We start from the raw sequence: 14,232 nt of genomic DNA, 5'->3' as shown, positions 1-14,232 counted from the left end.
GTGGGGAACTCCCGCCTTACTTCACGGACTTGAGGCCGATGGTCGCGTAGTCGATCTGCGCGGACCAGATCGGCGAGCCGAAGGCACCGGCGATGTTGGAGCCGACCAGCAGCGGCTTCTTCTGCCACACCAGCGGGACGGCGGGCGAGGCGTCCATGATCTTCGCGTCGAGGGCGAGCCAGGCGGCGTTGGCCTGCTGGAGGTCGGCCAGGCCGGCGATCCGGTCGAGTTCGGCGTTGACCGCGGGGTCGTTGAACCGGGTCATGTTGCCGTTGTTGCCCTTGTCGCGGATCTGGCGGCCGTCGTAGATCATCGGCAGGAAGGTGGCGGCCGACGGGTAGTCGGGACACCAGCCGAGCTGGGCCAGGCCGGGCTGCTTCTCCTTGTCGCCGACGATGGAGTTGACGGCGGTCGGGTCGACGGTGGTGATGGTGACGTTGACGCCGACCCGCTTGAGGGCGGCCTGGACCGCCTCGGCCTGCTGCTTGCCGCCGGTGGAGGTGACCATCTCGGTGTCGAAGCCGTTCGGGAAGCCGGCCTCGGCGAGCAGCTCCTCGGCCTTCTCCGGGTCTCCGGCGGGCTTGGTCATGAAGTGGTCGACCGGGGCGCCGTTGGTGAGGGCCGGCGGCAGGTAGGTGGTGGCGATGTCGTTGAACGCCGGGCCGCCCATGGCGGCGGCGAAGGACTCCTTGTCCACCGCGTACTGCATGGCCTGGCGCACCTTGGCGTTGTCGAACGGCGCCTTGGTGTTGTTCATGTCGAGCATGGTGGTGCAGCCGCCGTTCTCGCTGATCAGCCGCTTCTTGACGTCCGGGTTGGTGAGCACCTCGGAGATCTTGGCCGGCGTCAGGTCGACGTAGGAGACGGCGTTCCGGTCGTCGCCCTGGTCGGCGATCAGGCGGTCGGCGATGCCGGTGCCCTTGAGGGTCTGGTCGACGACGACCTTGTCCGGGTAGGCCTTGCGCACCGGGTCGCTGTTCGGGTCCCAGTTGGTGTTGCGGACCAGCACCATGCGCTTGCCGCGGTCGTAGCTCTCGATCTTGTACGGGCCGGAGGAGACCGGGTGGTTGGAGTAGTTGGCGCCGGTCTCCTTGGCCTGCGGGACGGGCGAGAAGGTCGGCAGGGTGACGGTCTGGCCGAACTCGGCGACCGGGCGCTTGAGGTGGAAGACGATGGTCTTGGCGTCCGGGACCTCGATCGACTCCTTGCCCAGGCGCTTGCCGTCCAGCGGGCCCCGGTAGCCGTCGACGCCGGCCAGGTAGCGGGCCGCGTAGTCGGGGCCGCCGGCCAGTTCGGCGGAGAACGAGCGCTCGACGTTGTACTTGATGTCGTCGGCGACGATCGGGGTGCCGTCCTCGTACTTGAGGCCGTCCTTCAGGTGGAAGGTCCAGGTCTTGGCGCCGTCGCTGGGGGTGCCGAGGTCGGTGGCGAGGTCGGGCTCGATCTTGAGGCCGTCGGCGCCCGGGGCGGCCTTGAAGGTGGTGAGGGTGCGGTAGAGCATCCGGACGCCGAAGTCCATGACCGGCATGGTCCAGTTGCGGGCCGGGTCGAGCTGGTCGAAGTCCTGGTTGGACAGGATGGTGAGGGTGCCGCCCTTCACCGGCGTGCCGCCGATGACGCCGTTGCCCTCGGTGACCACGCCCTGCTGGTCGCCGCTGCCGGTGTCGTCGTTCTTGCTGCTGCTGCACGCACCGAGGCCGAGGGTGAGGGATGCCGCGATGGCCGCCGCCAGGGCGACGTGGGAACGCCTGTTCATGTGCAACTCCGGTGCTGGGGGCCGGTCTGCCGTTCAACGGGGGATCTGTACCGCCCGGGGTCTGGCCCGCTCTGAGGTGTGACCCGTAACATAGTAATGTGAAATTGCACTGCGCAACGCGGCGGCCGGACCGTTACCGAGCCGTGTCGTTGCCGCACCCTCCCGGGTGGTGCACGCCCCTTTCCCGCCCAGCGGGTCGTCCCAGCTCACCCAGGTCAGAGGAGTCCACCGCGATGGCCGACCAGCCCGCCCTGCACACCGGCAGCCACGACCTCCCGGTCACCCCCGCACTGGAGGCCTACATGGCCGGCCAGTGGGCGGCCACCCCGCTGCCCGCCGACGCACGCGTCCCCGGCTACGCCCACTTCCCGGCCCGCCGGGCCAAGCTCGCCGCCGCCTTCCCCGGCGAGCGCCTGCTCGTCCCCGCCGGGCAGTTGAAGGTCCGCAGCAACGACTGCGACCACCGCTTCCGCCCCCACAGCGCCTACGCCCACCTCACCGGCCTGACCGGCGAGGAGCAGGTCGGCCACGTCCTGGTGGTCGAGCCCGACGGCGAACCCGTCCTCTACCTGCGCCCCCGCTCCGACCGGACCGGCGGCTCCGCCGAGTTCTACCGGGACCGCCGCTACGGCGAGTTCTGGGTCGGCCGGCGCGCCGACCTCGGCGAGGCCGCCCGGCTCACCGGCCTGCGCACCGCCCACCTGGACGACCTGCCCAAGCTGTTCACCGGCTCCGTCCCCACCCGCCTGCTGGCCGGCGTCGACCCGGTCCTGGACGCGCTGGCCGGCCGCCCCCGCGCCGAACACGCCCCGGGCGACGGCCGGTTCGCCGCCGCCGTCTCCGAACTGCGGCTGGTCAAGGACGCCTGGGAGGTCGAACAGCTCCAGCTCTCCGTCGACCACACCGCCGCCGGCTTCGCGGACGTCGTCCGCGCCCTGCCCGCCGCCCTGCGCCACCACCGCGGCGAACGCTGGCTGGAGGGCGCCTTCAACGCCCGCGCCCGCGCCGAGGGCAACGGCACCGGCTACGAGACCATCGTCGCCTCCGGCGCGCACGCCTGCGTCCTGCACTGGATCCGCAACGACGGCCCGCTCGACCCCGCCGAACTCCTGCTCCTGGACGCCGGCGTCGAGACCGACACCCTCTACACCGCCGACATCACCCGCACCCTGCCGCTCTCCGGCACCTTCACCCCCGCCCAGCGCGACGTCTACGAACTCGTCCTGGCCGCCCAGAACGCCGGCATCGCCACCCTGCGCCCCGGCGCCTCCTTCCGCGAGTTCCACCGGGCCGGCATGCGGGTCATCGCCGAGGGCCTGGCCGAGTGGGGCCTGCTCCCGGTCTCCGCCGAGGAGGCCCTGAGCGACGACTCCGGCCTCTACCGCCGCTACACCCTCTGCGGCAGCGGCCACATGCTCGGCCTGGACGTGCACGACTGCGCGAAGGCCCGCGCCGGGACGTACCTGGACGGCGTGCTGGAGGAGGGCATGGTCCTCACCGTCGAACCCGGCCTCTACCTCCAGCCCGACGACCTCACCCTCCCCGCCGAGCTCCGCGGCATCGGCGTGCGCATCGAGGACGACCTCGTCATCACCGCCGACGGCGCCCGCCTGATGTCCGGCGCCCTGCCGCGCGAGGCCGCCGCCGTCGAGGCCTGGATGGGCGACCTCCTGGGCTGACCCGCTACCCCCGCAGCGCCTCCCGCCACAGCTCCCGGGTGACGTCCGCCGCAGGGCCCTCGCGGGCCTCGCGATGCGCGGTGCCCGCCCAGAGGTGCATCGCCGTCAGGTCCTCCGCGCGGCTCGCGGCCGCCCTGAGCGGCCGGGTCAGGTGGTGCACCTCCGGGTACGCCGCCGGGGCCCGGCCCTCGTGGCGGTCGGTGAAGGCGTTGCGCAGGGCGCGGGCCGGGCGGCCGGTGAAGGCCCGGGTGACGGTGGTGGCGTCCAGTTCGACCAGGGCGCGGCGGTGCGCGGCCGAGGCCCCGGACTCCTCGGTGCGCAGGTACGCGGTGCCGAGCTGGACGGCGACCGCGCCCGCGGCGAGCGCGGCGGCGATGGCCGCCCGCTGCCCAGCCCGCCCGCGGCGACCAGCGGGAGCGGGGTCACCTCCCGTACGGCGGCGAGGAGTTGCAGCAGCGGCAGGGTGCCCGGCCGGTCCTCCGCCCGGTGGGTGGCCCGGTGCCCGCCCGCTTCGGGGCCCTGGACGACCAGGGCGTCGAGCCCGAGCGCGGTCGCGGCGCGGGCCTCCTCGGGGCTGGTGACGGTGCCGAGTTGCCGGATGCCCGCGGCGCGGACGGCGGCGGCCTCCGCGGCCCCGGGCAGGCCGAAGGTGTACGAGAGCCAGTCGACGGGTTCGCGCAGCAGGGCGTCGAGCTTGGCGTCCCAGTCGTCCCGGTCCGGCGGGATCGCGGCGGGCAGCTCGACGCCCCGGCCCAGCGCCTCGGGCAGCAGCCGCTCCCGGTAGGCGGCGACCGCCCCGGGCCCGGCGGGCGGGCCCGGGACGAACAGGTTGACCCCGATCGGCCGGTCGGTCGCCTCCCTCGCCCGGGCGATCTGCCGGCGCATCCCGTCGGCGTCGCGGTAGCCCGCCGCGAGGAAGCCGAGGCCGCCCGCCCCGTTGACCGCGGCGACCAGCGCGGGGGTGCTCGCCCCGCCCGCCATCGGTGCGGCGATCAACGGCACCGCCCGGTCGAAGTCCATCCCGCGCCTCCACCGCAACCCGCCCGCTCCCCCGCGCGTCCACCCTACGTCCCGTCCCCCGGGAACGCCGGTCCGCTCGGCGGCGGGGCGGGGTGTCCGGGCGGTTTCACGCATCCGGCGCTGCGTCGGGTGCGGGGAGGTGTCCGTGGTGCGGGAAGGGTTCTTCGTGTGCGTCTTCTGCGATGCGGACCTGCCTGAGCGGTGGAACGTCGCCCCGCCGGTAGCGTGACGGGCGTCACATCCGGGGCCTGTCACACCCGTGGTGGCCGCGGGGTCAACCTTGCAGAAGCGCGAAACACACACCGAGGAGCCACCACCGTGGACGCACGTCTCAACTACTTCGGCAACCCGCTCGGCGCGAAGTTCCTGAAGTACATCAACTCGGCCGGCCACGCCCTGGGGCTGTCCGCGCTGCCGATGCCGACCCAGGAGCTGGTGAAGATCCGCGCCAGCCAGATCAACGGCTGCGGCTTCTGCACCGACATGCACACCAAGGACGCCGCGCACGCCGGGGAGACCCAGACCCGGCTGAACCTGGTCGCCGCCTGGCGCGAGGCCAACGTCTTCACCGAGGCCGAGCGGGCCGCCCTGGAGCTCACCGAGGAGGCCACCCGGATCGCGGACGCCGCGGGCGGGGTCGGCGACGCGGTCTGGGCGGAGGCCGCCAAGCACTACGACGAGGAGCAACTGGCCGCGCTGGTCAGCCTGATCGCGCTGATCAACGCGTACAACCGGATCAACGTGACCATCCAGCAGCCCGCCGGCGACTACGTCCCGGGCCAGTTCTCCTGACCGCTCCCCCACCGGGCCGTCGGACGCCCGGGCCCGGCCCCACCGGGGCCGGGGCGTCCGCCCCGAACCGGCCCCGGACCTGCTCCGTACCGGCTTCGGACCGGCTCCGGACCTGCTCCGTACCGGCTTCGGACCGACTCCGGACCTGCTCCGGACCTGCTCCGGACCGGCTTCAGGCCGGAGCCAGCCCCCGGGCGGCCCGCACCGCCGCCTCCCGGGCGGCCCGGTCGCAGCCGGCCAGCCGCAGGGCCGCGTCGGCGACGGCCGCACCGACCTCCTCGGTGCCGGGCGCACCGTCCCCCTCCCGGCCCCTGACCACCGCGACACCGCCCTCGACCAGGCCGAGCAGCAGGTCGCAGCGCAGCTCGCGACCGGGCTCGCCCGGAGCGATCAGGTGCAGCAACTCACCGTAGGCGGACCGCAGTTCGGCCCGGGAGCGCCGGAACTCGGCGAAGCGTTCGCCGCGCACCTCGGGCAGCTGGTAGAGCGCGCCGAGGTTGTACAGGCCCCGGTGCAGCAGGGCCGCGTCGGCGGCGGCCAGCGTCCACAGCCGGGCGGCCGGGTCGACCGCGGGCCGGGCGAGCAGCGCGGTGGCCAGCAGCAGCGAGGGTTCGACGGTGGACTCCAGCAGGGTGGCGAGGATGTCCTCCTTGCGCGCGAAGTAGTGGTACATCGACGCCTGCCGCAGTCCGGCCCGCTCCGCCACCGCGCGGGTGGTGGTGGCGGCGTACCCGTTCTCCGTGAACAGCTCCGCCGCCGCGGCCAACACCTCTTCGCGGGGCGTCAGTTCGCTCTCCGACGGCCCCAGCGCACGGGGCCGTCCGACCCGCGCGGGCGGACGGGGATGCCGGGTGACCATGCCCCGAATCCTTCCACACCCGGACGCCGCGGCACCCCCCTTCCCCTTCTCCCGGCGGGCTGTCGGCGCCGGGTGCCAGACTCCCCGCCATGCCCCTGTGCGACTACTTCTCCGCCCCCGACGACCCCGCCGCCGTCGCCCTCCTCGACACCTTCGGGGGCCCGGGCCCGGCGGGCTTCGACACCGTGGCGCTCAAGGGGATCGACCCGGTGGTCGTGATCGCCCGACTGGAGGCCGTCCTGACCGGCTGCACCTACCGGGAGGCCCGGGCCCGCCCCCGCTCCGGCCGGTCCCTCGCCGACCCGGACGCCTGCGACTCGGCCTTCGTCGTCGCCCTGACGGACACCTTGGCCGAAGCCCTCGCCGCCCTCCCGTCCGACGCCCTCCCGCACCTCGCCGAGAGGTGGTCCGCGGCGGAGGAACTCCGGCAGTCCGGCACCGACGCCGCCACCGCGGCGGACGCCCTGCACCACCTCGCCGCCCTCGCCCGACGCGCCCGCACCACCGGCCACCGCCTGTACTGCTGGTGGTCCCTCTAGTACTGCCCCCTCCCGCCCCGGGCCCCCGCCCCGCCTCCCTGCGCCGGGGTCCGGGCCACCGGGATCCACAGCTGCGCGGACGACTGCCCGGGGTCGTCCGGCACGGGCCGGACGCGCAGGATCTCCGGGCCCGGCCGGTACTCGTACGGGTTGGACGGGATCCACCGGGCCGCCACCTCGGCCCACATCTGCTGGAGGGCCTGCGGGAACGGGCCGGTGTTCTCGAACACCGCCCAGCTGCCCGCCGGGCACTCCAGCACGTCGAGGTCGGCGGGCGGTTCGGCGGCTCCGCTCACCACCGCGTGGTAGTAGTCGAGCAGGCTGCCCTCCGCGAAGCCGTCCAGCCCGTCCGGCCCCTCCTCCGGGAGCCGCACCGTCGCCGACACCACGCCCTCCGGCTCCTGGTCGGAGAGCGCGGCCATCCGCCGCACGGTCTCCGGCGGGACGCTCCGCACGTGCTCGACGATGTGCGGGTTGACCCCCTCGTGGATCAACGGGACCCGGGCCTTCCGGCCCACCACCCGGAACGCTTCCTTCTCCACGATGCGGTACCGCATGGTGGCACTCCCTTCGACGACGAGACGGAAGGACAGCCGGGGCTGCGCGTTCAGCACCGCGCCGTTGCGCCGCGCCTCCCCGGGCCCGACCCCGTGCAGGGCGCGGAACGCCCGGGCGAAGGCCTCGCCCGAGGCGTACCCGTAGCGCACCGCGACGTCCAGCAGCGACGGCTCCCCGGCCAGCACCTCGGCCGCGGCGACGGTCAGCCGCCGGCGCCGGACGTACTCCGACAGCGGCATCCCCGCCAACGACGAGAACAGCCGCCGGAAGTGGTACTCCGACGTCGCGGTGATCCGGGCCAGCTCGGCCACGTCCAACCGCCGGTCGAGGTGCTCCTCGACGTGCTCCATCGCCTGGTTCAACCGCTCCAGCACCCCGGCTCCCTTCCTCTTCCTTGCCACCACCCTAGGAAGGACCGCCCCGGCCGCACCCGACATTCCCTGCCCGCTCCGATCAGGCCCCCCGCCCACCCGCGGCCGCACTCGGCGGATGCCCGCTCAGCGCTCCGCGGCCCGGATCAGCCCGGCCGCCAGGCCGGCCGCGACGGCCGAGGTGCGGGAATCGACACCGAGTTTGTCGTAGACGTGCACCAGGTGGGTCTTCACCGTCGCCTCGCTGATGAAGAGCCTCCGGGAGATCTGGCGGTTCGGCAGGCCCTCGGCGAGGAGTTGCAGGATCTCCGCCTCGCGCGGGGAGAGCGAGGGGCGGCCGGCCCGGACGCGGCCGAGGAGGCGGGCGGCGACGGGCGGGGCGAGGACGGTCTCGCCGCGGGCGGTGGCGTGGACGGCGGCGGCGAGGTCCTCGGGCGGGGCGTCCTTGAGCAGGTAGCCGGTCGCGCCGGCCTCGACGGCGGCGAGGATGTCGGCGTCGGTGGAGTAGGTGGTGAGGATCAGGACGGCGGGCGGGTCGGGGAGGGCGGTGATCCGGCGGGTGGCTTCGACGCCGTGCATGCCGGCACCCATCTGGAGGTCCATCAGGACGACGTCGGGGCGCTGTCCGGCGGGCAGCGCGGCGAGCAGGTCGAGCGCGGCGGCGCCGTCCGCGGCCTCGCCGACGGCGGTGACCTCGGGCAGGTCCTCGACCATCGCGCGCAGGCCGCGCCGGACCACGGGGTGGTCGTCCACCACCAGCACGCGGATCACCGCCGCACCCCCGGGGCTCCGGCAACTCCGGCCACCCCGCCGCCCCCGGCGAACGCGAACCGCCCGGCCGACCGCAACGCGGGACCGGGACCGGCACCGGCACCGGCACCGGGCGGCCTCCCCGCCGCCGCCTCCGCAGGCCCCGCCCCCTCCGCGGGCTGGTCGATCGCGCGCAGCGGCAGCGTCGCGGCGACGGCGGTGCCCTCGCCGGGGGCGGACTCGACGGTGAGGGTGCCGCCGAGGGCGGCGATGCGTTCGTGCATGCCGTGCAGCCCGAAGGAGTCGGGGGCGGGTGCGCCGGCCGGGTCGAAGCCGGTGCCGTCGTCGTAGACGTCGAGCGTGACGGCGTCGTCGAGGTAGGCGAGGGTGACGGCGACGTGCGGGGCGTCGGCGTGCCGGACCGCGTTGGCGAGCGCTTCCTGGGTGAGGCGCAGCAGGGCGACCTCGGCTTCGACGGGCAGGGGGTAGGGCTCGCCGTCGCGGTGGAAGGCGGCGCCGGCGCCGTCGGCGAGGCGGCGCAGGGCGTCGGCGAGGGTGGTGCCGTCGAGCGCGGGCGGGATGAGGGCGTGGACGAAGCGGCGGGCCTCGACGAGGTTGGCGGAGGCGGTGTGCTCGATCTCCTCCAGCAGTGGCGCGGCGTCGGGGGCGGTGCCGGCCTCGCGGGCGAGCAGCACGATGCCGGCCAGGCCCTGGGCGAGGGTGTCGTGGATCTCCCGGGCCAGGCGCTGGCGTTCGGCGAGGCGGCCGGCTTCGCGCTGGGTGGCGGCGAGTTCGTCGCGGGTGCGGACGAGGTCGTCGATGAGCCGTTGCCGGGCGCGGCTCTCCCGGTAGAGGGCGGCGTAGCCGTACGCGGTGAGCAGGGCGACGGCGAGTCCGGCGAGCGGGCCGAGGACCTTGGCGGTGGTGAGGCCGCCGGGGGTGGTGGTCTGGGCGGCGAGGACGGCGGCGGTGAGGGCGAGGACGGCGGGCAGCGCGAGGCGCAGCGGCAGGACGTGCAGGCAGACGAAGTACAGCGGGAAGGCGAGGTAGCTGAACTCGGGGTGCTGGAGGGTGAGTCCGATCCACAGCGCGGTGACGGCGAGCAGCCAGGCGGCGCCGAGTGCGCGCGACCCGCGGATCCGCCGTAGGGCGCCGCCGGCCGCGTACCCGGCGGCGAGTGCCCCGGCGGTGGCCCAGCCGGCCGGTCCGAGTGCCCCGTCGGCGGCGGCGCGGGCCAGCAGCACGGCGAGCAGGGTGAGGAACAGGCCGTGCACGGCGAGGTTGGCCAGCCGCAGCGCGGGCGTCGGGCCGGCCGGGGAGGCGTGGGGTTCGGTACGGGGCACGCCTTCCGAGGGTACGGGGCCCGGGTGGCGGCCGGGCGCGGCGCGGCATCAACCGTTCGGTGGATTTCCGGGTGCACCCCTCGACGGGTGCGGGTTCCGTCCGTCTCCCCGATGGCGGCGGGGCGTCGGCGGGCCAGGCTGGGGACCGTCCGCCTCCCCCTCCGAAAGGTCTCCCGTGTTCGTCGCTCTGCGTGACATCCGTTTCGCCCGTGGGCGGTTCGCCCTGATGGGCGCGGTGGTCACCTTGATCACGACCCTGGTGGTGTTCCTGTACGGCCTGACCGGCGGCCTGGCCGCGGCGGCGTCCTCGACGATCGCCCGGCTCCCGGTGGACGGCGTGGTGTTCGGCGCCCCGGCGGGTGCGGAGGCCGAGGTGTCGTTCGCCGCCAGCACGGTGTCGCCGGGCCGGCGGGCGGCGGTGGCCGCGGCGGGCGCGGGCGAGGTGCACCCGCTGGGGGTGGCGATGGCGCGGCTGACCGCGGACGGCGGCGCGGCCTCGGTGAGCGTGCTGGGCACGGACGCGGCGCTGCTGCCGCCGCTGGCCCGGGGTGCGGCTCCGGCGGACGGCGAGCTCGCGGTGGGCGTCGACACGGCCGCCGCGCACCACCTCGCCCCGGGCAGCCGGGTGACGCTCGGCGCGCAGGAGCTGACGGTCTCGGCGGTCGTCGCGGAGCGTTCGTTCTCGCACGCCCCGAGCGTGTGGACCACCCCGGCGACCTGGCAGCGGGTCTCCGGCCAGCAGCAGCCGACGGCGTTGGCGGTGCGCGGCCTCCCGTCCGGCCTGCCCGGCGACCTGCGGGCGGTGTCGCTGGACGACGCGCTGGCGGGCATCAACGGGTACGCGGCGGAGCAGGGCAGCCTGCAGCTGATCCAGGGCTTCCTGTTCGCGGTGAGCGCCCTGGTGGTCGGCGCGTTCTTCACGGTGTGGACGGTGCAGCGCCGCCCGGACATCGCGGTGCTCAAGGCGGTGGGCGCCTCCAGCGGCTACCTGGTGCGGGACGCGCTGGCCCAGGCGGCGGCCGTCCTGCTGGCGGGCGCGCTGCTGGGCGGGGCGCTGGGCTCGGCCGGCGGGGCGTTCGCCGCGGCGTCGGTGCCGTTCGACGTGGGTTTCCCGACGGTGGCCGTCCCGGTGGCCGCGATGGTGCTGCTGGGCCTGCTGGGCGCGGCCCTCGCGGTGCGCCGGATCACCGCCGTCGACCCGCTGGCCGCCCTGGGCGCCAACCGATGACCACCCACCCCACCCCGGAAGGACCCGCCGTGACCACCAGCACCGCCACCACCACCGCCCCGCGCACCGGCAGCGGCCTCGCCTTGCGCGCCGTGACCCTCGGCTACCCGGACGGCGACAGCCGGCTGATCGCCCTGGACGAGGTCGAACTCACCGTCGCGCCGGGCGAGTTCACGGCCGTCGCGGGCCCGTCCGGCTCCGGCAAGTCCAGCCTGCTGGCGGTCGCGGCGACGCTGCTGCGCCCGGACCGCGGCGAGGTGCTGGTCGACGGGGTGGACGCGGGCGCGCTGGGCGAGCGCGAACGCACCGCGCTGCGCCGCGAGCGGCTGGGCATCGTCTTCCAGCAGTCGAACCTGCTGGCCTCGCTGACCGCCGTCGAGCAGCTGCTCGTCCTGGAGTCGGTGCGCGGCCGCCGCCCGGCCCGCTCCCGCCGCCGGGCCGAGGAGCTGCTGGAGTCGGTCGGCCTGGCGGGCGCCAAGCAGCGCCGCCGCCCGCACCAGCTCTCGGGCGGCGAACGCCAGCGGGTGAACATCGCCCGCGCCCTGTTCGGCAGCCCGGCCGTCCTGCTGGTGGACGAGCCGACCTCGGCCCTGGACCACGAACGCGGCGCCCAGGTCGTCGAGTTGCTCGCCGAGGTGACCCGCACCCACCGCACCGCGACCGTGATGGTCACCCACGACCGCGACCTGCTGGGCCGGGCCGACCGCGTCCTGACGATGCACGACGGCCGGCTGTCCCGGGCGCGCTAGGGAGTCGGGACCCGGTCGAGGAGCTTGCCGCCGTTGAAGAGCTGGCCGGAGGGCGGCTGCGCGGCCTGCACCGGCGCGTCGAACTCGCCGAACGCCACGGCGATGGTGTCGCCGCTGAGCGAGAGCAGGTGGGGCTCGGCGGCGCGGGTGACGACGATCTCCAGCTCGCCGTAGGTGAGGTCCCTCACGTGGAAGGTGAGGGCTTCGACGCCGTCGACCGTCTTGGGCACCGCCGCGCCGATCGGGTGCACCTCGCCGCCGCCCTCCAGCACGCCGGCCTGCTCCTGGAGTTCCAGGCCGAGGTCGCAGAAATCGGCGAGCTGCGAGGCGGTGGTGATGCCGTGGGCGGAGTAGGCCAGCCACTTGTCGCCGACGCGGTCGGCCGAGCTGAGCATGGTCTCGGCCTTGAGCCGGGCGTCCGGTTTCATCCACACGGTGGTGCCGCTGCGGATGATCTGCGCGCTGCCCGAGCCCTCGACCTCCAGCGTGCCGACGCAGTTGCCGTCCCGGTCCGCCGACACGCTTCCGGTGACCTGCCCGTTTCCGTGGTTGGTGTAGGTGGCCTTGACGGAGGTGAGCACGGCCCCGGCCGCCCGCGCCTTCCGCAGCAGCTCCACGGGTTCGGAAACGGCCGGGCTGCTCCCCGCGAGCGGCGAGACGGCGGCGGCGGAGGCGGCCGCCCCGCCGGGTCCCTCGGGCCCGCAGGCCGTCAGGGCGAGCGTGGACAGCAGGGCGGCCGCGGGGAGCCGGTGGATGCGCATGGGCTGTGGTTCCTGTTCGAACGGCTGGTGACCGCGCGAGCCTGACAGGAGGTCAGCGCGCTTTACCCGGCGCCCCCACTCTCTTTACTTTTCCTTTTCCCTCGGGGATGACGGGCCCTCAGCGCCCCGACAGCCGCAGCGCGCTCTCCGGCTCGGCGGGCTGCGCGGCGGCCTTCTCGCCGGCCGCCCAGAGGTGGCGGACGTGGCCGAGGTGGCGGGCCATGCACTCCTGGGCGGCTTCGGCGTCGCCGGTCAGCAGGACGTCGAGCAGTTCGAGGTGCTCCTCGGCGGAGGTGACGAGTTCGCCCTGCTGGTCGAGCCGGTTGAGGCCGTACAGCCGGGAGCGCTTGCGCAGGTCGCCCACCGTCTCGACCAGCCGGGCGTTGCCGGCCAGCGCGAGCAGGTCGAGGTGGAACTGCCGGTCGGCCTCCAGGTAGCCGATCAGGTCGTGCTTGCGGGCGGCCGAGACGATCGCCCGGGCCTGCGGGCGCAGCGCCTCCAGCTGTTCGGCGGTGGCGGTCCGGGCGACCCGGCCGACGGTGGGGATCTCGATGAGCGCGCGGATCTCGGTGAACTCGTCGAGGTCCCGGTCGGAGAGCTCGGTGACCCGGAAGCCCTTGTTGCGGACGGCCTCGACCAGTCCCTCGCGGGCCAGGTCGAGCATGGCCTCGCGGACGGGGGTCGCGGAGACCCCGAAGTCGGCGGCCAGCGTCGGGGCGGAGTAGACGACGCCGGGGCGCAGTTCGCCGGAGATGAGTGCCGCACGCAGGGCGTGGGCGACCTGGTCGCGCAGCCGCTCCTGGACGGAGATGAGGTTGCGGGGCTTGAGGTCGGCCATGGTGTTCCTCCGGAGGTTCAAACAGAACCCCATTGTACAATGTCACGTTGCGGAGAGTGGATGCCCTGCGTGCGGTGGTCGCGGTCCGTGTCCGCGCGCCGCGTACTGCGCCGCCGCCACCGCCAGATCCTGCCACGCCATGCCCACGCTCTTGAAGAACCTGGGCCGATCATGGCGGACCACGGCCCTCCCGGTGACCAGTTCCGCCAGATTGGCGAGCCGTTCGGCCCCCGCCCCGGCCATCAGCAGGTCCCCGGCCTCGCGCAGCGCGACCTCGCGGGCCTCCACGAACAGGTCGGCGCGGTCCACCAGCCGGGCGTCCACCTCGCGGGCCCGCGGCTCGTGCGAGCCGACCGCCGCGACCGCCGCCCGGTCGGGCACCAGGGCGCCGTCGAACAGCGGGGTGCGGGCGGTGGTGCAGCACACCACGACGTCCGCGCCGGCGACCGCCTCCGGTGCGCCGACGGCCGCGTCCAGGCCCGACGAGGCGGCGTGCGCGGCCAGTCGCGCGGCGGGCCCCGGGCGGCGGGCCACCACGGTGACCCGCTCCAGCCCGGGCAGCACGACCCGCAGCGCGTCGACGTGGCCGAGCGCCTGCGGCCCGGCGCCGAACACCACCAGGTGCCGGGCGTCCGGGGCGGCCAGCGCCCGCAGGGCGAGCGCGGTGACGGCGGGGGTGCGCAGCGCGGTGAGCGCCGCCCCGTCCAGCAGCGCGAGCGGCCGCAGGGTGGGGCCGTCGAGCAGCAGGTAGGAGCCGGTGATCCGGGGCAGTCCGGCCGCCGGGTTGGCGGGTGCCACCCCGGCGATCTTGACGCCCGCGTACCGGTCGGTGGCGGCGGGCATCAGCAGCAACTCCCCCGCCGGGACGGGCACGTTGGCGCGCGCCGGGCAGGTCTCCACGTCCAGCCCGTCCAGCAGGGTCCGCTCCAGGGCGGCCACGGCGGCGGGGAGGCCGAGCGTCAGTTCCAGCCCTTCGACGCTCACAGGAC

General features: G+C 75.0%; 13 protein-coding genes and 1 pseudogene. 5 read left to right on the top strand and 9 right to left on the bottom strand.

The window, feature by feature from the left end:
* Window positions 1–16: 16 nt before the first annotated feature.
* Window positions 17–1,756, bottom strand: a complete 1,740-nt coding sequence (locus tag HUT16_RS31590; protein ID WP_176191435.1) for an ABC transporter substrate-binding protein — start codon at window positions 1,754–1,756, stop codon at window positions 17–19.
* Window positions 1,757–1,989: 233 nt separating this feature from the next.
* Here HUT16_RS31590 and HUT16_RS31585 point away from each other — a divergent pair, with 233 nt between their 5' ends.
* Entirely contained in the window at window positions 1,990–3,435 is a 1,446-nt protein-coding gene (locus HUT16_RS31585; RefSeq protein ID WP_176191434.1) for an aminopeptidase P family protein, read from the top strand.
* Between the two features lie 4 nt (window positions 3,436–3,439).
* Here the strand turns inward: HUT16_RS31585 and HUT16_RS31580 are convergent.
* Window positions 3,440–4,416: pseudogene (locus tag HUT16_RS31580) on the bottom strand (nitronate monooxygenase).
* A 357-nt stretch (window positions 4,417–4,773) separates the two neighbouring features.
* Between HUT16_RS31580 and HUT16_RS31575 the strand changes: the two are divergent.
* On the top strand, window positions 4,774–5,247 hold the full coding sequence (locus tag HUT16_RS31575; RefSeq protein ID WP_176191433.1) for a carboxymuconolactone decarboxylase family protein: 474 nt from the start codon (window positions 4,774–4,776) through the stop codon (window positions 5,245–5,247).
* A gap of 172 nt (window positions 5,248–5,419) precedes the next feature.
* Here the strand turns inward: HUT16_RS31575 and HUT16_RS31570 are convergent, their stop codons facing one another.
* Window positions 5,420–6,106 (bottom strand): TetR/AcrR family transcriptional regulator, encoded by a 687-nt coding sequence (locus tag HUT16_RS31570; RefSeq protein WP_176191432.1) that lies wholly within the window; start codon window positions 6,104–6,106, stop codon window positions 5,420–5,422.
* An 89-nt stretch (window positions 6,107–6,195) separates the two neighbouring features.
* Between HUT16_RS31570 and HUT16_RS31565 the strand changes: the two genes are divergently transcribed.
* Window positions 6,196–6,645, top strand: coding sequence for a hypothetical protein (locus tag HUT16_RS31565; RefSeq protein ID WP_176191431.1), 450 nt, complete (start codon window positions 6,196–6,198; stop codon window positions 6,643–6,645).
* On the opposite strand, the gene HUT16_RS31560 is transcribed toward HUT16_RS31565, so the two are convergent.
* From HUT16_RS31560 to HUT16_RS39450, 3 genes are all read right to left on the bottom strand, one after another.
* On the bottom strand, window positions 6,642–7,577 hold the full coding sequence (locus tag HUT16_RS31560; RefSeq protein ID WP_176191430.1) for an AraC family transcriptional regulator: 936 nt from the start codon (window positions 7,575–7,577) through the stop codon (window positions 6,642–6,644). The two genes, HUT16_RS31565 and HUT16_RS31560, sit on opposite strands and share 4 nt — an antisense overlap.
* Window positions 7,578–7,700: 123 nt before the next feature.
* Complete coding sequence (locus tag HUT16_RS31555) at window positions 7,701–8,345, bottom strand: response regulator transcription factor (protein WP_176191429.1); 645 nt, start codon at window positions 8,343–8,345, stop codon at window positions 7,701–7,703.
* Complete coding sequence (locus tag HUT16_RS39450; protein ID WP_176191428.1) at window positions 8,342–9,667, bottom strand: sensor histidine kinase; 1,326 nt, start codon at window positions 9,665–9,667, stop codon at window positions 8,342–8,344. Before HUT16_RS39450 ends, HUT16_RS31555 begins: the two co-directional genes overlap by 4 nt.
* 175 nt (window positions 9,668–9,842) lie before the next feature.
* On the opposite strand from HUT16_RS39450, the gene HUT16_RS31545 reads away from it, so the two are divergent.
* Both HUT16_RS31545 and HUT16_RS31540 read left to right on the top strand, forming a co-directional pair.
* Window positions 9,843–10,895 carry an FtsX-like permease family protein gene (locus tag HUT16_RS31545; RefSeq protein WP_176191427.1) on the top strand — a complete coding sequence of 351 codons (1,053 nt, stop codon included), beginning with the start codon at window positions 9,843–9,845 and terminating at the stop codon, window positions 10,893–10,895.
* An 83-nt stretch (window positions 10,896–10,978) separates the two neighbouring features.
* Entirely contained in the window at window positions 10,979–11,644 is a 666-nt protein-coding gene (locus tag HUT16_RS31540) for an ABC transporter ATP-binding protein (protein WP_176192966.1), read from the top strand.
* Here the strand turns inward: HUT16_RS31540 and HUT16_RS31535 are convergent.
* From HUT16_RS31535 to HUT16_RS31525, 3 genes are all read right to left on the bottom strand, one after another.
* On the bottom strand, window positions 11,641–12,405 hold the full coding sequence (locus HUT16_RS31535) for a hypothetical protein (RefSeq protein ID WP_176191426.1): 765 nt from the start codon (window positions 12,403–12,405) through the stop codon (window positions 11,641–11,643). The genes HUT16_RS31540 and HUT16_RS31535 overlap by 4 nt on opposite strands.
* 118 nt (window positions 12,406–12,523) lie before the next feature.
* Window positions 12,524–13,243: a GntR family transcriptional regulator gene (locus HUT16_RS31530; RefSeq protein ID WP_176191425.1), complete on the bottom strand. Its 720-nt coding sequence runs from the start codon at window positions 13,241–13,243 to the stop codon at window positions 12,524–12,526.
* 42 nt (window positions 13,244–13,285) lie between these two features.
* Window positions 13,286–14,227 carry an ornithine cyclodeaminase family protein gene (locus tag HUT16_RS31525; protein WP_176191424.1) on the bottom strand — a complete coding sequence of 314 codons (942 nt, stop codon included), beginning with the start codon at window positions 14,225–14,227 and terminating at the stop codon, window positions 13,286–13,288.
* Between the last annotated feature and the right edge of the window lie 5 nt (window positions 14,228–14,232).

Origin of the sequence: Kitasatospora sp. NA04385 (assembly GCF_013364235.1) — a bacterium.
Taxonomy (GTDB): domain Bacteria; phylum Actinomycetota; class Actinomycetes; order Streptomycetales; family Streptomycetaceae; genus Kitasatospora.
This window is presented reverse-complemented; position numbering and strand designations above follow the sequence as displayed.